Consider the following 19,842-nt stretch of genomic DNA (forward strand, 5'->3'; position numbering starts at 1 on the left):
ATGAAAGACTTGTGGCCTTCCCTCAGCCCTTCCCGCGGGCAGACAAGGACTGAAACACATCACCCCTCTGCACTATGCCAATCGGCCGATGTTCATCCCCCCGGGGTTTTCGATACTCGAATCTCCCGGCATCAGCTGGACCCGTCAGCGGTTCGAGCTGGATGTCCTTCGTCCGAATTGTGGAGTGATGCATGCGTAAATTGAATGTTCTGAACGCCGCCCTGTTGATCGGGGTGATGTCGGCCTCGACCGCCCAGGCCTTCGAAGCCGGCGATATCCTGATCCGTGCGGGGGCCGTGACCGTCGACCCTCGGGAAAGCAGCTCGAGCGTGCGGGTTGATCGCGGCAGCCTCGCCGGTACCGACCTGGGCGGCAAGGCGAGCCTGAATAGCGATACCCAGCTTGGCCTTAACTTCGCCTATATGATTACCGACCACCTGGGCGTCGAGCTGCTGGCGGCGACGCCATTCGAGCACGACGTGAATATCTCCGGCACCTCCGGCGGCGTGGCCGATGGCAAGTTGGGATCCCTCAAGCACCTGCCACCCACGGTGAGCCTGATCTACTACCCGCTGAACAACAAGGCTGCCTTCCAGCCCTATCTGGGCGTCGGTATCAATTACACCTGGTTCTACGATGAAAGCGTCGGCAGCCGCGCCAGCGCCGCGGGATTCGACTCGTTTCATGCCAGCAATTCATGGGGGTGGGCGGCCCAGGTGGGCGCAGACTACATGCTCACCGATCGCCTGATGCTCAACGCACAGATGCGCTATATCGACATCGAGACCGATGCCTATGTGAGCAATACAACGCTTGGGGTCAGGTCCAAGGTGAATGTCGAGGTGGACCCTTTCGTGTACATGGTCGGGCTGGGTTACAAATTCTGACCACAGCAGCCCTCTGTGGCCGCAGAACGGTGCACAGCCCCGGCCGGGGCTGCGCACCGAACCTTTGCGCTACGACTCCGTCAATGCCGCCTGCACCAGAGGGTGCAACTCATCGCCAGGGTTCTCCACTCGCCATTTCATCAGCTGATTACGCATGACCGGCGTCCAGAAACTCTGGATATGCTGACGCACGCCGTTCACGGCCAGTGTCTTGTCCGGCTCGCTGGAGAAGTACTGGCCAATCTGGTTGGCCATCTTGATCAGGCTTTCGGTGCTCATCGGCGCACCTCGGCTTTCTCGGCCTGACGGCGTTCACGCAGCAGGCGCCCCTGTTCATCGCTGAAGGCCTGGTAGCGTTTCTGCCATTCCGAAGGCTGGCTGACCCGCACGATTTCCACCGCCGTCACCTTGTATTCCGGGCAGTTGGTGGCCCAGTCGGAGTTGTCGGTGGTGATCACGTTGGCACCCGATTCCGGGAAGTGGAAGGTGGTGTAGACCACCCCTGGCGCCACTCGCTCGGAAACCTTGGCACGCAGCACTGTCTGCCCGGCACGACTGCCGATGCCGACCCAATCGCCCTCGACGATACCGCGGTTCTCGGCATCGGTCGGATGGATTTCCAGACGGTCTTCCTCGTGCCAGGCGACGTTGTCGGTGCGCCGGGTCTGGGCCCCCACGTTGTACTGGCTGAGGATACGCCCGGTGGTCAGCAGCAATGGATAGCGACTGTTGACCTTCTCTTCGGTCGGCACGTAGCCGGTGAGCATGAAGCGCCCCTTGCCGCGCACGAACTCGTCGATGTGCATGATTGGCGTCCCGTCCGGCGCTTCGTCATTGCACGGCCATTGCAGGCTGCCATGGCGATCCAGTTCGGCGTAGCTGACCCGGGTGAAGGTCGGCGTCAGGCGGGCGATCTCGTCCATGATGTCGGACGGGTGCTTGTAGTCCATCTTGTAGCCCAGGGCTTCGGACAGGGCCACGGTGGCCTCCCAGTCGGCCTTGCCGGCCAGGGGTTCCATCACCTTGCGCACGCGGGAAATGCGCCGTTCGGCGTTGGTGAAGGTACCGTCCTTCTCGAGGAACGAACTGCCCGGCAGGAATACGTGGGCGAACTTGGCTGTCTCGTTGAGGAAGATGTCCTGCACCACCACACATTCCAGGGCGCTCAGGGCCGCGGTGACGTGCTGGGTGTTCGGATCACTCTGGGCGATGTCCTCACCCTGGCAATACAGCGCCTTGAAGGAGCCATCCAGCGCCGCCTCGAACATGTTCGGAATGCGCAGCCCCGGATCAGGTTGCAGGCTGACGTTCCAGGCCTGTTCGAACTGGGCGCGTACCGTCTCGTTGGAGACGTGGCGATAGCCGGGCAGCTCGTGGGGGAACGAGCCCATGTCGCAGGAACCCTGCACGTTGTTCTGTCCGCGTAACGGGTTCACGCCGACGCCTTCGCGACCGATGTTACCGGTGACCATGGCGAGGTTGGCGATGCCCATCACCGAGGTGCTGCCCTGGCTGTGTTCGGTCACACCGAGGCCGTAGTAGATGGCCGCGTTGCCACCAGTGGCGTAGAGCCGTGCGGCGGCGCGGATCTGCTCGGCAGGCACGCCGCACACCGGGCCCAGCACCTCGGGCGCGTTCTCCGGCAGGCTGACGAAGTCACGCCAGCGGGCGAAATCCGCCACCTCGCAGCGCTCGTCGACGAAAGGCTGGTTGACCAGGCCTTCGGTGACGATCACGTGGGCCAGTGCATTGAGCATCGCCACGTTGGTGCCTGGGCGAAGTTGCAGGTGCAGGTCGGCGCGGGCGTGGGGCGAATCCACCAGGTCGATGCGCCGTGGATCGATGACAATCAGCCGCGCGCCCTGGCGCAGACGCCGCTTGAGCTGCGAGCCGAACACCGGGTGGGCGTCGGTCGGGTTGGCGCCCATCACCAGGATTACGTCGGCCAGCATCACCGAATCGAAGGTCTGGGTGCCGGCGGACTCGCCCAGCGTTTGCTTGAGGCCATAACCGGTCGGCGAATGGCAGACCCGGGCACAGGTGTCGACGTTGTTGTTGCCGAAGGCGGCACGCACCAGTTTCTGCACCAGGTAGGTTTCTTCGTTGGTGCAGCGGCTGGACGTGATGCCGCCGATGGAATCGCGTCCGTATTTCAGCTGAATGCGACGGAATTCACTGGCCGCGTAATTGACGGCCTCGTCCCAGCTGACTTCCTGCCACGGATCGTTGATGTGCTTGCGGATCATCGGCTTGGTGATGCGATCCGGGTGGGTGGCGTAGCCCCAGGCGAAACGCCCCTTGACGCAGGAATGGCCGTGGTTGGCCTGGCCGTTCTTGTCCGGGACCATGCGCACCAGTTGGTCGCCTTTCATTTCGGCGCGGAAGGAACATCCGACACCGCAGTAGGCGCATGTGGTGATGACGCTACGCTCCGGCTGGCCGATCTCCACCACGCTTTTTTCCATCAGCGTTGCCGTCGGGCAGGCCTGCACGCAGGCGCCGCAGGAGACGCATTCGGAGTCGAGGAAGTTGTCACCGCCGGCGGCCGCCACCCGCGAGTCAAAGCCGCGCCCGGTGATGGTCAGCGCGAAGGTGCCCTGGGTTTCCTCGCAGGCCCGCACGCAGCGGTTGCAGACGATGCATTTGCTCGGGTCATAGTCGAAGTAAGGGTTGGAAACGTCCTTCGTTTCGGCCAGGTGATTGTCACCCTCGTAGCCGTAGCGCACTTCACGCAGGCCGACCTGCCCCGCCACCGTCTGCAATTCGCAGTTGCCGTTGGCCGAACAGGTCAGGCAGTCCAGCGGGTGGTCGGAGATGTACAACTCCATCACGTTACGCCGCAGGCCGGCGAGTCGGGAGGTCTGGGTGCGTACCACCATGCCTTCGGTGACCGGTGTGGTGCACGAGGCCGGATAGCCGCGCATGCCGTCGATCTCTACCAGGCACATGCGGCAGGAACCGAACGGTTCCAGGCTGTCGGTGGCGCAGAGTTTGGGGATGGTGGTGCCGAGCAAGGCTGCGGCGCGCATCACCGAGGTGCCGGAGGGAACGCTGATTTCGCGGCCGTCGATGCTCAGGCTGACCTGCACCTCGCTTTCGCGGGCCGGGGTGCCCAGGTCGATATCGCTGGCGGGATCGAAAATGTTGATCATTGCTCGGCCTCCGTGGTCGCCATACCGAAGTCGGCAGGGAAATGCTTGAGGGCGCTGGCGACAGGATAGGAGGTCATCCCACCCAAGGCACAGAGCGAACCGTATTGCAGGGTGTCGCAGAGATCCTGGAGCAACAGGACCTGTTCCTGACGGGCACCGGCATCGGTGCTGGCGAGCAGCCGGTCCACCACTTCCACCCCACGGGTGGAGCCGATCCGGCACGGCGTGCATTTGCCGCAGGATTCTTCGGCGCAGAACTGCAGGGCGAAACGGGCCATGTGCGCCATGTCCAGGCTGTCATCGGCCACCACCACACCGCCGTGGCCGAGCATCGCGCCCATGGCGGCAAACGCTTCATAGTCCAACGGCGTGTCGAACTGCGAAGGTGGCACCCAGGCGCCCAGCGGGCCACCCACCTGGGCGGCCTTAAGCGGCCGGCCAGTGGCGGTACCACCGCCGTATTCTTCCACCAGTTCCCGCAGGGTCAGGCCGAAGGCGCGCTCCACCAGACCACCGCGGCGGATGTTGCCAGCCAGTTGAAACGGCATCGTCCCCAGGGAACGGCCCATGCCGAAGTCGCGGTAGAACTGCGCGCCTTTCTCCAGGATCACCGGGACCGAGGTCAGGGTCAGCACGTTGTGAACCAGGGTCGGCAGACCGAACAAGCCTTGCAGCGCGGGCAACGGTGGCTTGGCGCGAACCGTGCCACGCTTGCCTTCGAGGGACTCCAGCAGAGCGGTTTCCTCGCCACAGATGTAGGCACCCGCCCCCACCCGGACTTCCAGCTCGAAGGTGCGGCCACTGCCCGCCACGTCGGCGCCCAGGTAGCCGGCCTCGCGGGCGATGACCAGGGCGTCGTTCAAGGCAGCGACAGCGTCCGGATATTCCGAGCGCACATAGATGTAGCCCATGGTCGCGCCCACAGCGATACCGGCAATGATCATGCCTTCGATCAGCAGGAACGGATCGCCTTCCATCAGCATGCGGTCGGCGAATGTGCCGGAGTCGCCTTCGTCGGCGTTGCACACCACATACTTCTGCGTGCCCGGTGCATCGCGCACGGTGCGCCACTTGATGCCGGCCGGGAATGCCGCCCCGCCCCGGCCGCGCAGGCCCGAGTCGAGCACACTGGCAACCACTTGTGCACCATCCTGTTGGAGCGCGCGAGCCAGGCCCTGGAAGCCGCCATGGGCGCGATAGTCGTCCAGGGACAGCGGCCGGGTGATACCGGCGCGAGCGAACAGAAGACGCTGTTGGCTCTTGAGATAGGGAATTTCTTCCACCGGCCCCAGGGCCAATGGATGGTTACCGGGGTCGCCTGCCAGGGCGTCGAGCAACCCAGGCACGTCCGCCGGTGTGACGGGACCGAAGCCCAGCCGGCCGTTGGCGCTTTCCAGCTCCAGCAGCGGCTCCAGCCAATAGAGGCCACGGGAACTGGTGCGCTGCACCTCCAGCGGTAACTGCCGACGCTCGGACTCGCGCATCAGGGCAGCGACCACCGAGTCCGCGCCGACGGCACGGGCTACCGAATCGCGGGGAATGCAGAGCTTCAGCATGTGCCTTCCTCCAGACAGCCATTGACCAGTTCGCGCAGGCGCTCAGGTGTCAGCCGCGCGTGCAACTGGCCGTCCAGTTCCAGGGCCGGCGAGCAGACACAGGCACCCAGGCAGTAGACCGGCCGCAGGCTGATGCTGCCATCGGCGCTGGTGCCGTGATCGTCAAGCGACAGTTGTTCGCGCAATTGGGCAGCCAGCTGTTCGGCCCCCATGCTCTGACAGGACTCCGCCCGGCAAAGGCGCAAGGTATGGCGCGCGGGCGGCGTGGTACGGAAATCGTGGTAGAAACTGATCACCCCGCGCACTTCAGCCTGGCTGAGGTTGAGGGCATGGGCGATTTCCGGGACGGCCGCATCGGGAACGTACCCGCAGCCCTCCTGGATGGCATGAAGAATCGGCAGCAAGGCACCGGGGGTGTCCTTTTCGCGCTCCAATACACGTTGAATCAGAGGCAGGTGAAGCGTCTCATCGGGCATAAACTTACCTCGGCATCTCGAACGACACTGCTCAATGAGGCAGTCGTTCGGAGTCTTGGCTGCGGCGTCCGGCCACGTCACGGAAGCGTGGTTATCCGGTCGCCCTCCTCGCTCTCCGGTCAGGCATCTTGGTGCGCCTGATCCGGGGCATCCTTACAGCTTGCCACTCCCGGGGACTGGCAATTGCACATGGACGACAAAACGCGTTCTGAAAGCGACTTGGGGTGAAAAGTCGCCCGCGCTCCATTAGAACCCGACTTATAACCGATTGCGGGTGACTTGCACATTGGCGAAAACGGCTCTAAACCCAATCATTGAAATAGTTCATGAGAAACGCAGGATGCGGGACACCACGAGCGAACTCGAAAAGCAGATTGATCTCGCAACGAAGTTGCTTTCCCTCGCCGCGAAAGCCGGCTTGATCACCGGCGGAACGTGCATCGTCAGCTACCTGCTCAGCAATGGCCATTACCCGCAAGGTGTCTCCATCGGCGACAGCCTGCTGTTTTTGGTCGCTGCGTTTTGTTTCGGGATCATCTGCCTTTATTTTTCGGCTTCCGTTACGGCTGCGGGCGTACTGCTTGCGCCAGTGTTCGTACCGGTGCTGAGATTTTTCATCTGGCTCAAGACGATATTGAGCGCTGAAAAGTCCAAACCAGAACTGAAACTGGAAAAAATAACCTTCCTGACGGTGTTTTTCGGCATTTGTGGCGTAGTGACCATTTATTTTCTTGCGCGCAAACATCCCATTGAGCATATCCCCCTCATCCTGTTGCCGATTTTTCAGTACATCGTTTATTCGACCTTCCTGATGCAGGACAGAAAAATAAAGGCCGGATCGGCTCTGGAGACAGTCGACACCGAGCCTTTCGACAACGACGCCCGCGTCGATGTGAAACACCTGAAAAGAATCAGGGCGATGGCTGCCGGACTCATCATTCTGACCCCCATCCTCATGGGCGGGGTCACCTCGGATTTGCTGCAAACCGCCATGAGTCTCGCAAAGATACGCATCGAACGAGCAACGATTCTGGTAAAGCCGCCTTATGCCAACCTGTTACCCGCACCCAAGGACTCACCCTTGCAGGACTATAAAACCTTTGAAAATGCGACTGTGGTGTTCCGCGGGGTTGGCAACTCGACACTGATAGAAATGCGCACCGTGGATACGGCAATCCGTCTGGAAATCCCCAATGACTCGATCATCATCGAGCGCAACATGAGCGTCGACGGCCTTACAAAAAAGGGCGCACAAAACACTGTTCCATGACCCGCCGCCCCCACTGCTGCCCTTCCTGCTCATGTTCCAACCTGAAACCGAAATCTTCATATAACCTGCGAGCCGCATCGAGCCCCTGGAATGTCCAGAGTCTCGTTGCAGGGAACTTCCACTGGTCACAGAACTGAATGGCTTCGGCCAACAGCCGCCTGCCTGCGCCCTTGCCCCGAGCGCAGTCGTCGAGAATGAAACAACGCAGGATCGCTTCACCACCCTCGCCTTCACCGTCAATGGCAATCGAACCGACAATGCGCTCACCCTCCAGGGCCACCCAGACCTCATTGCGCGGGTTGTGCAAACGTCCCATCAGCTCGGCCATGTCCGAGGCCACCAGGCTTTCGAACGGCTGACCGAAAGCCGAATGCCGGGCGTAATAGTCCGCATGCATCTGCACAATGCGGCCGATGATGCCGGGGCGGTAGCCGCGGGCAATGTCCAGTTGCGCCGCGGATGACAGTTCAGTACCGAGTCGATGTGCGCGCAGCGCGACAGCATAGTGAGCGATGCCTTCACGGACTGTCCGGCGTTGTTCCTCGGTCAAGTGAGACATGGCCGTTTCTACCTGCTGCGTGGCGAAGCGATCGATGGAGCGCAGGGTATTGACGCCCTGCGCAGTGAGTCGCAGGTGCTTGGAGCGCGCGTCAGCCTCATTGAGAACTTCTTCGAGTTCACCCGCCCCGATGAGCTTGCGAACCATGCGGCTCACACTGGACTTTTCCAGGCCAAGGAGCTCGACCAGCTCGGCGGCCGTCAGCACCTCTCGGCTCCCGATCTCGACGATGGCGTGTACGGAGGACGGCGGATACGCCGTAGCCGCCAGCGTGGCATTCATGAATCCCAATTCTCGCACCATGAGGCGCGACGCCGAACGGATGTGGTTGATCAGGCCTTGCGGGGATTGGTCCATGGAATACACCTCAGGTGAAACGTGCAATTGGTTGTATAGCACAACCAATGCAAAAACCTGGACATGAAAAGAGGTGTTTTCGAGGTCCTGACAAAACGCCGCTACTTCAACTCCACCAACCGAAGCGACTGTGCCCCGTCCAGCGACAGGTGAATGGTGGCCGCCCGGCTAGGAAAATTCGGTGCATCGTCGTCGGTATTTTCCATGACCGGAATATCGATCAAGGTCTGCTCACCCGCCGGATCGCTGACCAGTCTGGCGTCCAGCTTATCGATCGAACGCCAGCTATCGCCACCGATGCGAACCACGTCCAGCAAGTTGTAATGCTGCTTGCCTTCTTCGTTTTCTTCAGGGGTAAAAGCCGCCAGGTATTGGCTGTAATTGTTGCCCATGCCGAAACCTTCAATGGTGAATACCGCGAGCGTTACCTCGCTGTCCTCTCCAGTATCCAGCGTCTGCATCAGCGTCGCTTCAGGGTAGCCCGTGGCGTAGCTGTCCTTGAGGAGCGCCACCAGATGCCTGACCTGTTCCTCCAAGGGTTTTGGAAGGGACTTCGGCTCGGCGGCGTGAGTCAGGGTGCAGGCAAGGAATAAACTGGCAGTAAGCAGGTGCAATTTCATGAAGGAGAAAGTCCGAGGTACGGGAGGTGAGCGCGGATATTAGCGCATCGACAGCATGGTTGATTAGCCTGTCATTAGCCGACCACGGGCGAGTTGAATGTGCCGCCGCAATCGCGAGCAGGCTCGCTCCCACAGGGGATTGGCGGTGGACGCTGCTTCTGGGAACACCTCGGAAAACTGTGGGAGCGAGCCTGCTCGCGATTGCGCTGGGTCAGCTTACGGAGGGAAATCAGGCCGACGTCGACGCTCGATTGCGCAACGCCAAAGTCATCCTCTGCAGCAACTCGCTTTCCGAAAACGGCTTGTGCAGGACCGGGTACCCGGCGAATTCGCCCGGCACACCACTGGCGCCGTATCCAGTGCTGAACAGGAATGGGATGCCGCGATTGCGCAGGATCTCGGCCACCGGAAAAACCCGCTCGCCGGCCAGGTTGACGTCCAGGATAGCCAGGTCGATAAGCGCCGCGCTTGCCTGGTCCTGTGCCGTTGCGAGCCGGGCAACCGAGGCCACGACTTCACAGCCGAAGTCTTCCAGCATTTCCTCGATCAACATGGCAATCGCGCCTTCGTCCTCGACGACGAGCACCCTGACTCCAGCGAATGGAGCCATGCCTAGGCTCCGATCAGAAACGAGAAACGGCAGCAAACCCCCTCCGGGGCGAAGCTCAGGTCGAACTTGCCTCCCAGGTCGCGCTCGATGCAGCGCTTCATCAATCGCGAGCCCAGCCCTTCGCGCTCCGGTCGGGCCACCAGTGGTCCGCCCTGTTCGCGCCAGTCCAGGGTCAGCAACGTGCCGTCTGGCTGGGGCTGCAGGTCCCAGGTTACCGAAAGCGTGCCCGTTTCGACGGACATCGAGCCGTATTTGAGCGCGTTGATTGCCAGTTCGTTAAGGGTCATCGTGAAGTTGAGCGCCACCCGGGTGCCGACGTCGATGGAAGCGCCCTCGATCGTGATGCGATCGGGCTCGAGCCCGAAGACCGGCATCAGCACTTCATTGGCCAGGGAGTCCAGGGGGGTATTTTCCCAATGCCGTTTCGTCAGCAGGTCATGGGCCCGCGACAGCGCCAGCAACCGGGCTTCGAACCGCCGGTAGCCGTCTTTGGCATCGTCTGCATTGCGTGCGGTCTGGGCCGCCAGGGATTGCACCGTGGCCAGGGTGTTCTTGACCCGGTGATTGAGCTCGTCGATCAAGGTCTTCTGGCGGTTTTCCGCCTGCTTGCGCTCGGTAATGTCCACCAGCATGTTGATCGCGCCCACCAGGTTGCCATCGGCATCATGGAGAGGCGTGGGATAAGGGTTGAACGGCACACGGGTGCCATCCGGGCGCTGGGCGATAGCCTCGGCACCGCGAATCGCCCGGTTCTCCTTCAACGCCACCGCCATGGGGCATTGGTCGTGGGGAAGCGGGCTTCCATCGGTGTTGAACAGCTTCCAGGTCACGCACCACATGTCGCCCAACTCGGGGGTGCGCCCGGACAATTCGACCGCCGCACGGTTGTAGAAGGTGATGCGGCCTTCCGCGTCGGTGGTATAGACCGCCGCGGGCAGTGCTTCAAGCACATTGCGCATATGCCGTTCGCTCTCGCGAACCTGGTTTTCCATTCGCTGCGCGAGGGTGACGTCAAGGGTGAAACATCGGGTGTTGAAGAGTTTTCCGTCCTCGAACCGCCCATTCGAGGTGATCGTGACATGCTTGATGGAGCCATCCCTGGCCCGCAAGCGCGCCGGGTAGTTCTCCAGGCAATCGCCACTGCCCAGTTTATTGAGAATGTCGCCAATGACCGGCTCATCGACATGAAACTCGGTGATGTGACGGCCGATGTATTCTTCTGCCGAATAACCCAGCAGGGCCAGCTCGGCCTTGTTGGCACGCAGGATGATGCCCTCGCCACTGACGATATGCAGGCCCACGGCGCTGTTTTCGAAGAAGTCCTCAAGGTCGGCGCTCTTGCGTCGAAGCTCCGCGGCCATGGCGTGCTGGGCAGAGACGTCCTGGAAGCAATTGATCACCCCTTGGATGACCCCTCGCCGGTCTTTCAAAGCCCGGATGTTCATGAGCGCCACGAATCGCGATCCGTCCGGGCGCTGGATGACGATTTCCTGGTTGCGCGTCACAACACCCGTCTTGAGCGCCGAGGCGGTCGGGCAATCTTCGAACGCCAACGGCGTACCGTCGGTCAAGAACAAGCGATGGGAACCGCAGAAGCGATCCCCGTTCACCCCAAGTTCCGGCCTGCGCCCCCACAGCTCAGCCGCCTCACTGTTGTACCTGACGAGCCAACCTTCGTGGTCGCACAGATACACCGCACCGGGAATCGCCTCGAGCGCGTTCGCACCAATCGAGACGAGGCTTTCGTACTCGCTCGGCACCAGTGTTTCCCTGGGGAGTTCTTCAACGTTTGACATCAGTGATCCTCGATCCACCTGGCTAACCTGCCCTTGCTGTCCATCGCCCCATGCGTATGCCCGTGTCGACAGTGCCGGCTCGAACAACGCACTCTGAAGTCAGGTGGGGGTATCTTGCATGCAGCTACAATGGAGTCTAGATCCCTAATCGTCGTACGAGTTCAGGTTAACTTGGTACAACCGTTCTGCACTCAAAAACGCAGCCGATCGTGATGAGCGTGAAGTCCTGGCGGCCTCTTTCGAGCAGTTGCTTCAAAATGGTTTTGTAGGGTGGTAGCTTCTCCCGTCTCACATCACCCGGTTGCCGGGCGAAAAACCTGGCCTCCACCCATTGGCCCCATTGACGTAAGGCTCATATCAGCGTGACGCCAGACAATGCTCGCAGCCTCCACGACTCCCCTCGTCAAACCATGAAAACAAGAACATCCGCGCGCGGCACAGGCATCGCGATAGCGCTAAGCGCCCTCCTGGTTGCCTGTGGGTCACATGCCCAAATGCGTGAGCGAACGCCTTCCTTGCCTGCTGCCCACAACACCGTGATGGTGCCGCCGATCGTGTATGGGAGTTACCGGGGCATCCAGCTGTCTGAGTCCGATGATGCGTGCGGCGTGCCGGGCCCGTTGCGCCAGGCGGTGGAAGAGGAACTGCAAGCGCGGCATAAATCCGTGCTCTCCGTGCCGGGTGCCGGCATGGGTGCCACCCCTTCGCTGAAGATCGAGATCATCGACATCGTGACCGTCAGCGCCGGCGGCCCAACCATCGTGGTCATTCGTGCCGTGCTTGACCGGCCTGGGCTGCCGGCAGCGCAGTTCACAGCGCAGCGCCAGATGCACACCCCACACTCCGGCATCACGGCGCAAACCACTGAATGCAGCGCGATGGAAGGACTGACTCGCAAACTGGGTGTGGACATCGCGAAATGGATGCTCAAACCGACGGACGGGGTGTTTCTGGTAAACGGCCGGTGACAGAACATCGACTGCAGCCATGGGCAATATCGCAAGTACACTACAGCGGCCCGGAACACTGATCGGAGAAGCTTGATGAGCATCGACTGGCTGAACTTCACACCCTGGTCATCCCTGGCAGGCGGCGCATTGATCGGCTTGGCTGCCAGCCTGTTCGTGGTCGCCAATGGGCGTATTGCCGGCGTCAGCGGCCTGATTGGCGGCCTTTTGCAGCGCAGCCGCGAGGGTGCGGGCGAGAAGGTACTGTTTCTCCTGGGACTGCTTGTCGCGCCGCTGGTGTGGGGTTTGTTCGCCCTTGCGCCACGGATCGAATTCCAGACCGGCGGGGTCGGGCTGGTGGTCGCAGGCCTGTTGGTAGGCATTGGCACCCGCTACGGCTCGGGCTGCACCAGTGGCCATGGGGTGTGCGGCATTTCACGGCTCTCGCCGCGGTCGATGGTCGCCACCGTGTGCTTCATGTTCTGCGGCTTCGTGACCGTGTTTGTCCTGCGCCATGGGTTGGGAGCTTGAACATGCTGAAGTTGATTGCGTTCATCGCTGGCCTGCTGTTCGGTCTCGGCTTGCTCCTGGCGGGCATGACCAATCCGACCAAGGTGTTGGCTTTCCTCGATTTGAGCGGCGCCTGGGACCCGTCCCTGGCCTTGGTGATGCTCGGGGCGATTGGCGTCGCCATCGGTCCGCTGACCTGGGCCAGCCGACAATCGCGCTCGCTGCTGGGAGCCACGATGCAGTTACCGGTCAAGCGCGAACTGGACCGGCGCCTGATCGGCGGCAGCCTGGTGTTCGGCGTCGGCTGGGGCATCGCGGGCATCTGCCCCGGCCCCGCCGTGACCACACTGTTGACCGGGCACTGGCAGGTCATTGTCTTCACGTTGGCGATGCTGGCGGGCATGGCGGTGTTTTCTGTTCTGGAAAACCGCCGGCGCCCTTGAAATCTCAATGATCCGCGTGACGGGGCAATGCGATGGAAATCAGCGCGGCGAGCAGGACAAAGCCGCTGGAGATCCATAGGCAGGCCTGCAACCCATGAACCTGATACACCCAGCCGGACAGCAGCGTGCCGATCAATCGGCCCATGGCGTTGGACATGTAGTAGAACCCCACGTCCAGCGACACGCCGTCCTCCTTGGCATAGGACACGATCAAGTAGCTGTGCAAGGACGAATTCACCGCGAACAACGCACCAAACACTGCCAGCCCGCCGAGCAGCACCGCCGGTTGCGACAGGCCGCTGTCCAGGCCCAGCGCAATCGCCATAGGCAGGCCCGCCAGTGCCAGCGCCCAGAGCAATGCGCCGCGACCGTCCGGTACATGCCCACGTTTCTTGCCGGTGATGTAAGGCGCGAACGACTGCACGAGGCCGTAGCCGATCACCCAGGCGGCGAGGAAACTGCCGACCTTCCAGAAGTCCCAGGCAAAGACGCTGCTCAGGTAGACCGGCAAGGCCACCACGAACCAGACGTCGCGAGCCCCGAACAGGAACATCCGCGCCGCCGAGAGGATATTGATCGCGCGGCTCTTGGACAGCAGGTCGCGAAACCTGGGCTTGGCCTTCGCCTTGCCCAGGTCCTGCTTCAGCAGGATCAGGCTGCCGATCCAGATCAGTCCCAATGCAGTGGCCATCGCCAGCAGCGCCCCGCTGAACCCCATCGAAGCCAGCAAGGCGCCGCCGAGGAAAAAGCCCACGCCCTTGAGGGCATTTTTCGAGCCGGTGAGCATCGCCACCCACCGGTAGAGCGTGCCCTGTTGTCCGTCGGGAACCAGCAGCTTGAGGGTGCTTTTGGCACTCATCTTGTTCAGGTCCTTGGCGATCCCGGACAGGGCCTGGGCGGTCATCACCCAGGGAACGGTCAGCCACACGTCCGGTACCGTCAACATGAGCAATGCCAGCACCTGCATGCCCAGACCAATGTTCATGGTGCGGTTCAAACCCAACCGGGCACCAAGATAACCGCCCACCAGGTTGGTGATGACGCCGAAGAGTTCGTAAAACAGGAACAGCGCAGCGATTTGCAGCGGGCTATAGCCCGACGCGTGAAAATGCAGCACCACCAACATGCGCAAGGCGCCGTCGGTGAGGGTGAAAGCCCAGTAGTTGCCGGTGACGAGCAGGTATTGCCGCACTTCTGGAGCGAGAGCCGCCAGGGTTTTCATGGGTGCCCGGCCAGACCGACCATCCGCGCCAGCTCGACGGTGCGGTTGGCATAGCCCCACTCATTGTCGTACCAGGCATAGAGCTTGACCTGGGTGCCGTTGATGACCAGGGTCGACAGCGCATCGATGATGGATGAGCGCGGGTCGGTCCGGTAGTCGATGGATACCAGGGGCCGCTCTTCGAAACCGAGGATGTCTTTCAATTCGTTCTCGGAAGCGTCCTTGAGCAGTTGATTCACTTCTTCGGCCGTGGTGGCTCGCTCGACCTCGAAGACGCAATCGGTCAGCGAAGCATTGGCCAGGGGCACGCGCACGGCGTGACCGTTCAGGCGCCCGCGCAGCTCGGGGAAGATCTCCGCGATGGCGGTAGCCGAGCCGGTGCTGGTGGGGATCAGGCTCATGCCCGAGGCACGGGCGCGGCGTAGGTCCTTGTGGGGTTGATCGAGGAGGCTCTGGGTGTTGGTGAGGTCATGGATGGTGGTGATCGAGCCGTGGCGGATGCCGAGCTTTTCGTGGATGACCTTGACCACCGGTGCCAAGCAGTTGGTGGTGCAGGACGCGGCGGTGACGATGGGATGCTCGGCGGGTTTGAACAGGTGGTGATTGACGCCCATGACGATGTTCAGCGCGCCCTTCTCCTTCACCGGGGCGCTGACCACGACACGCTTCACGCCTTGGTCGAGGTAGGCCTGAAGCACCGCGACGGTCTTCATCTTGCCGCTGGCTTCGATCACCAGATCGCAGGCTGACCAGTCGGTGTCGGCAATGTTCTTGTTGCCCGTCACCTTGATCCGCTTGCCCTCGATAAGGATGTCGTCGCCGGCTGCCTCGGCCTGGTGGTTCCAGCGGCCGTGCACGGAATCGAAGTTCAACAGGTGCGCATGGGTGGCCGCGTCACCGGCCGGGTCGTTGACCTGCACAAACTCGAACGCCGGCCAATGCCAGGCGGCCCGCAGCGCCAGGCGACCGATCCGGCCAAAACCATTGATGCCCACTTTGATCGTCATGCTGTCTGAACCCATATGCGAAAAACCGAATATATGTTTTCCCGTATGCATTGGGAAGCCCTCTTGGCTGCACGCGGGTGCGGACTGGGAATAGCGGTGGGTCAGTTGCCGCCGCCATCGCGAGCAGGCTCGCTCCCACAGGGTTCCGCGTCGTGCATAAATACTGCATACACCGCAGCTCCAGTGTGGGAGCGAGCCTGCTCGCGATAGCGGTGGTCCAGCTTGCATCAATGTCGAATGTGCTGTGGTTGATTTGAGAACCCTCCAGCCACTCTCTCGTAGTAAAGTGCGCGGCAATCGAATGAGAATCCATTTTGAGAGGCCCAGGGTGTCCAACCTCCATCTCTCGTCATCCGCAGCGATAACAACATGATTGAAATCACTGAAGTTTCCATTGCCCAACTGCGCGCCGCGCTCGAATCCGGGCAGACAACAGCGGTAGAGCTGGTCCAGGCCTATCTCGCCCGGATCGAGGCCTACGATGGGCCGGACACGTCCACCGCCCTCAACGCAGTCGTGGTGCGAAACCCCGAGGCGTTGCAGGAGGCACAGGCGTCCGATGCCCGTCGGGCCCAGGGCAAGACGCTGGGTCCCCTCGATGGCATTCCCTACACCGCCAAGGACAGTTATCTGGTGAAGGGCCTCAGCGCGGCCTCCGGCAGTCCCGCCTTCAAGGACCTGATTGCCTACCGCGATGCATTCACCATCGAGCGGCTGCGCGGTGCCGGGGCGATCTGCCTGGGCAAGACCAATATGCCGCCCATGGCCAACGGCGGCATGCAGCGCGGCGTGTATGGCCGTGCCGAGAGCCCGTACAACGGCGACTATCTCACCGCACCGTTTGCATCGGGCTCCTCGAACGGCGCCGGCACTGCAACGGCGGCCAGTTTCGCGGCATTCGGCCTGGCCGAAGAAACCTGGTCGAGCGGACGCGGCCCGGCCTCGAACAATGGCTTGTGTGCCTACACGCCTTCGCGCGGCGTGATCTCGGTGCGCGGCAACTGGCCGCTGACGCCGACGATGGACGTGGTCGTGCCTTACGCCCGGACCATGGCCGATCTGCTCGAAGTACTGGATGTGGTGGTCGCCCAGGACTCGGACACACGCGGTGACCTGTGGCGCCTGCAACCCTGGGTGCCCATTCCTAGCGTCGACACCGTGCGGCCCGCCTCCTACCCGGCGCTCGCCGCCACTTCTGCAGCACTGGCAGGTATCCGCTTCGGCGTTCCGCGCATGTACATCAACGCCGATCCCGACGCCGGCACGGCCGAAGCGCCCGGCATCGGCGGTCCGACCGGGCAACGCATCATCACCCGGCCGTCGGTGATCGCACTCTGGGAGGAAGCCCGCAAAGCCCTCGAAGCCTGTGGCGCCGAAGTGGTCGAGGTGGATTTCCCGCTGGTATCCAACTGCGAGGGCGACCGTCCCGGCGCACCGACGGTGTTTACCCGGGGCCTGGTGTCCAAGGAATTCCTCCACCACGAACTGTGGGACCTGTCGGCCTGGGCGTTCGATGATTTCCTGCGGGCCAACGGTGATCCGAAACTCAATCGTCTGGCCGACGTGAACGGCCCGCTGATCTTCCCTCACGACCCGGGCACCCTGCCCAACCGCGAGGACGACCTGGCCGCCGGCATGGACGAATACGTGAAAATGGCCGAACGCGGTATCACGCCCTGGAACCAGATCCCGACCTTGCCGGACGGCCTGCGGGGGCTGGAAAAGACCCGTCAGATCGACCTTGAAGACTGGATGAAGCAGCTTGGACTCGACGCGGTGATCTTCCCCACCGTCGCCGACGTCGGGCCGGCGGACGCCGACGTCAACCCGGCCTCTGCCGACATCGCCTGGAGCAACGGCGTCTGGGTCGCCAACGGCAACCTCGCCATCCGCCACCTGGGCGTGCCTACCGTCACGGTGCCGATGGGCGTCATGGCGGACATCGGCATGCCGGTCGGGTTGACGTTTGCCGGTCCTGCCTATGACGACTCGAAGCTGCTGCGCCTGGCCTCGGCATTCGAGTCCATCGGATCGAAACGCTTGGTACCGCCGCGTACGCCGCCGTTGTCGACTCGCTGAAAGCAAAGGGTGACGGGGCTTTCCCCGTCACCCTGACGTCCCCAAACAAGGCCATCAATGACCGCCGGATTCGGCGCCTGGGGCGTATTTCTCCAGCAACTTCAGCGTGACGCCGTTGGTCCAGCCGAAGCCATCCTGCAACTCATATTCGCCCCCGCCGCCACCCTGCCCCGCGCCGGACACGTCGTATTTCTCCACCAGCTTGTCTTCGTCACGATAGAGATTCTGCACCTGTTGCAGGAAGCGCGTACCGATCTGCTCCGCCAGCGCGGTTTGCTGATACCGGCTCAAACCTTCCACCGCCACCCATTGCAGCGGCGCCCAGCCATTGGGCTCATCCCATTGCTGACCGTTGCTGACCTGGGTGGTCGCGATGCCACCCGGACGCAACAAGCCTGCGCGTACAGCATCGGCAGTACGATCTGCGCGCTCGGCTGAGGCCAGACCGGTGTATAGCGGAAACAGCGTCGCGGCGGTCAGGTTGGGACGTTGCTGCTTCAGCAGCCAATCGTAGTCCACGTAATAACCGCCATCGGCCTTCCATAAGTGTTGCTCGATGGCACGCTGGCGCTGGTCGGCGCGCTGGCCGTAGGTCTGGACGCAGGGCACGTTCTGGACGGTCTCGCAGCCTTTGGCGATGGTGCGTTCCAGGTGATACATCAGGCTGTTCAGGTCCACCGGCACGATGGAGGTGGTACGTATTGTCGTCAGGTCCTTGCTGTCGCCCAGCCAGCGGGAGCTGAAGTCCCAACCGCTTTCGGCACCGGCACGCAGGTCACGCCAGACCTCCTGTTTCGGCCGGTCCGGCGTCTGCTCGGCGGTCTTGACGTCCTGCAACCACGACTCCTGCCGAGGCGTCGGGCTGGCATCCCAGTAGCGATTGAGCACGCTGCCATCCGCCAGCTTGACCACGTGCTGGGCGGCCGCGCCAGGCTTGAGGGTCTGCGCGCCGGCCATCCAGTAGGCGTATTCCTTCTGCAACTGTGGCAGGTATCGACTGTAGGCCTGGTCACCCTCGATGTGCGCCTGCAACTCCACCATGTAGGCAAAGAACGGCGGCTGCGAGCGGCTCAGGTAGTACGTGCGGTTGCCATTGGGAATGTGGCCGTAGGTGTCGATCATGTAGGCGAAGTTATCGACCATCTGCCGCACCTGGGCCTTGTCGCCACTTTGCTCGAGACCGAGCATGGTGAAATAGGAGTCCCAGTAATACATCTCGCGAAAACGCCCGCCCGGCACTACATAAGGCTGGGGCAAGGGCAGCAGGCTGCTGTACCGGGGCACTTCCCGATAGGTTCGGCTCAGCACCGGCCAGAGATGGTCGATGTGCTCGCGGATCGGCGCGCCGGGTTTCGGCGCCGGGCTTTCGGCTTGACCGGACTCGGTGAAATTGTCCTTCACGAAGGCCTTGAGGTCGAAGCCGGCGCTGTCGCGGCGGGCCAGGTAATCGGCACGGATCTGCGCCGGGTCGCGGTTGGGCAGCGCGTCGACGAAGTGTTTCTGGTCGGTAAACACCTGACCGCGCTGCACCGCTTCGAACAGCTCCGGGTAGGCCTGGTCAGGCGGCGAGTTGGCCCGTCCCTGGGTATCGGCGTAGCTCCATGTTGCCGGCGGTTGACTGGAACAGGCCGCGCAAAGCACGACGGCGAAGGACAGGCTGGTGAAATGCAAAGGTCGCATCAGTGGACTCCCTGTTGTCGTTCCTGGACAAACGAGTGACAGGTGGGAATGACACTGGGTTCATTTAAATCGCTGGTCCGATGGCGCCGGCCCACAGTTTTTCGGGCGTTCAAAAATCCGGAGCACACCTCAGCCCCCCTGTGGGAGCGAGCCTGCTCGCGATAGCGGTGGGTTAGCTTGCAGGGATGTTGACTCTGCCGACGCCATCGCGAGCAGGCTCGCTCCCACAGTTTTTTCGGGCGTTCACAAATCCGGCGTACACCTCAGATCCCCTGTGGGAGCGAGCCTGCTCGCGATAGCGGTGGGTCAGCTTGCAGGGATGTTGACTGTGCAGACGCCATCGCGAGCAAGCTCGCTCCCACAGTTTTTCGGGCGTTCACAGATCTAGCGTTCACCTCGCTCCCACAGTTTTTTTCGGGCGTTCACAGATCCGGCGTACACCCCAGATCCCCGGTGGGAGCGAGCTTGCTCGCGATAGCGGTGGGTCAGCTGGCTCAGATGTTGACTGTGCCGACGCCATCGCGAGCAGGCTCGCTCCCACAGTTTTTTCGGGCGTTCACAGATCTAGCGTTCACCTCGGATCTCCGGTGGGAGCGAGCCTGCTCGCGATAGCGGTGGGTCAGCTTGCAGGGATGTTGACTGTGCCGACGCTATCGCGAGCAGGCTCGCTC

17 protein-coding genes are annotated in these 19,842 nt (G+C 62.2%); 6 read left to right on the forward strand and 11 right to left on the reverse strand.

The features are described 5' to 3' along the window. The first annotated feature begins 191 nt into the window (after positions 1-191). Positions 192-887, forward strand: coding sequence for an OmpW/AlkL family protein (locus tag LOY67_RS15720; protein ID WP_265063365.1), 696 nt, complete (start codon positions 192-194; stop codon positions 885-887). A 69-nt stretch (positions 888-956) separates the two neighbouring features. Here LOY67_RS15720 and LOY67_RS15725 read toward each other — a convergent pair whose 3' ends face one another. Genes LOY67_RS15725 through LOY67_RS15740 form a run of 4 tightly spaced genes read right to left on the reverse strand, consistent with a single transcriptional unit; the run spans position 957 to position 6,071 of the window. Further along, positions 957-1,166: a formate dehydrogenase subunit delta gene (locus tag LOY67_RS15725; protein WP_265063366.1), complete on the reverse strand. Its 210-nt coding sequence runs from the start codon at positions 1,164-1,166 to the stop codon at positions 957-959. Beyond that, positions 1,163-4,039, reverse strand: coding sequence for a formate dehydrogenase subunit alpha (fdhF, locus tag LOY67_RS15730; RefSeq protein ID WP_265063367.1), 2,877 nt, complete (start codon positions 4,037-4,039; stop codon positions 1,163-1,165). Before fdhF ends, LOY67_RS15725 begins: the two co-directional genes overlap by 4 nt. Continuing rightward, positions 4,036-5,595 (reverse strand): formate dehydrogenase beta subunit, encoded by a 1,560-nt coding sequence (locus LOY67_RS15735; RefSeq protein WP_265063368.1) that lies wholly within the window; start codon positions 5,593-5,595, stop codon positions 4,036-4,038. The genes fdhF and LOY67_RS15735 overlap by 4 nt, the downstream gene beginning before the upstream one ends. Further along, positions 5,589-6,071, reverse strand: coding sequence for a formate dehydrogenase subunit gamma (locus LOY67_RS15740; protein WP_265063369.1), 483 nt, complete (start codon positions 6,069-6,071; stop codon positions 5,589-5,591). Before LOY67_RS15740 ends, LOY67_RS15735 begins: the two co-directional genes overlap by 7 nt. Positions 6,072-6,411: 340 nt before the next feature. On the opposite strand from LOY67_RS15740, the gene LOY67_RS15745 reads away from it, so the two are divergent. Further along, a complete protein-coding gene (locus tag LOY67_RS15745; protein WP_265063370.1) occupies positions 6,412-7,341 on the forward strand; it encodes a hypothetical protein in 930 nt (309 codons plus the stop codon). On the opposite strand, the gene LOY67_RS15750 is transcribed toward LOY67_RS15745, so the two are convergent. The 4 genes from LOY67_RS15750 to LOY67_RS15765 form a co-directional block, all read right to left on the reverse strand. Then, entirely contained in the window at positions 7,307-8,257 is a 951-nt protein-coding gene (locus LOY67_RS15750) for a helix-turn-helix domain-containing GNAT family N-acetyltransferase (RefSeq protein ID WP_265063371.1), read from the reverse strand. The two genes, LOY67_RS15745 and LOY67_RS15750, sit on opposite strands and share 35 nt — an antisense overlap. Before the next feature lie 101 nt (positions 8,258-8,358). Continuing rightward, on the reverse strand, positions 8,359-8,877 hold the full coding sequence (locus tag LOY67_RS15755) for a hypothetical protein (RefSeq protein ID WP_265063372.1): 519 nt from the start codon (positions 8,875-8,877) through the stop codon (positions 8,359-8,361). Between the two features lie 229 nt (positions 8,878-9,106). Next, positions 9,107-9,487, reverse strand: coding sequence for a response regulator (locus tag LOY67_RS15760; protein WP_265063373.1), 381 nt, complete (start codon positions 9,485-9,487; stop codon positions 9,107-9,109). Positions 9,488-9,489: 2 nt separating this feature from the next. Continuing rightward, on the reverse strand, positions 9,490-11,283 hold the full coding sequence (locus LOY67_RS15765) for a PAS domain S-box protein (protein WP_265063374.1): 1,794 nt from the start codon (positions 11,281-11,283) through the stop codon (positions 9,490-9,492). 515 nt (positions 11,284-11,798) lie between these two features. Here LOY67_RS15765 and LOY67_RS15770 point away from each other — a divergent pair. The 3 genes from LOY67_RS15770 to LOY67_RS15780 all read left to right on the forward strand — a co-directional run bounded on the left by LOY67_RS15770 (position 11,799) and on the right by LOY67_RS15780 (position 13,183). After that, complete coding sequence (locus LOY67_RS15770) at positions 11,799-12,251, forward strand: hypothetical protein (protein ID WP_265063375.1); 453 nt, start codon at positions 11,799-11,801, stop codon at positions 12,249-12,251. Positions 12,252-12,323: 72 nt separating this feature from the next. Continuing rightward, the gene (locus LOY67_RS15775) at positions 12,324-12,761 is read left to right on the forward strand and encodes a YeeE/YedE family protein (protein ID WP_413776135.1); all 438 of its coding nucleotides are present in this window, start codon (positions 12,324-12,326) and stop codon (positions 12,759-12,761) included. Between the two features lie 2 nt (positions 12,762-12,763). Beyond that, a complete protein-coding gene (locus LOY67_RS15780; protein WP_265063377.1) occupies positions 12,764-13,183 on the forward strand; it encodes a DUF6691 family protein in 420 nt (139 codons plus the stop codon). Between the two features lie 4 nt (positions 13,184-13,187). Here the strand turns inward: LOY67_RS15780 and arsJ are convergent, their stop codons facing one another. Beyond that, positions 13,188-14,405 carry an organoarsenical effux MFS transporter ArsJ gene (gene arsJ / locus LOY67_RS15785; RefSeq protein WP_265063378.1) on the reverse strand — a complete coding sequence of 406 codons (1,218 nt, stop codon included), beginning with the start codon at positions 14,403-14,405 and terminating at the stop codon, positions 13,188-13,190. Next, the gene (locus LOY67_RS15790; protein ID WP_265063379.1) at positions 14,402-15,412 is read right to left on the reverse strand and encodes an ArsJ-associated glyceraldehyde-3-phosphate dehydrogenase; all 1,011 of its coding nucleotides are present in this window, start codon (positions 15,410-15,412) and stop codon (positions 14,402-14,404) included. Before LOY67_RS15790 ends, arsJ begins: the two co-directional genes overlap by 4 nt. Before the next feature lie 369 nt (positions 15,413-15,781). Here LOY67_RS15790 and LOY67_RS15795 point away from each other — a divergent pair, with 369 nt between their 5' ends. Beyond that, entirely contained in the window at positions 15,782-17,491 is a 1,710-nt protein-coding gene (locus LOY67_RS15795) for an amidase (protein ID WP_265063380.1), read from the forward strand. A 54-nt stretch (positions 17,492-17,545) separates the two neighbouring features. Here the strand turns inward: LOY67_RS15795 and treA are convergent, their stop codons facing one another. Continuing rightward, positions 17,546-19,171: an alpha,alpha-trehalase TreA gene (treA, locus tag LOY67_RS15800; RefSeq protein ID WP_265063381.1), complete on the reverse strand. Its 1,626-nt coding sequence runs from the start codon at positions 19,169-19,171 to the stop codon at positions 17,546-17,548. Between the last annotated feature and the right edge of the window lie 671 nt (positions 19,172-19,842).

The sequence above is a fragment of the Pseudomonas sp. B21-056 genome (assembly GCF_026016325.1).
Classification (GTDB): Bacteria; Pseudomonadota; Gammaproteobacteria; order Pseudomonadales; family Pseudomonadaceae; genus Aquipseudomonas.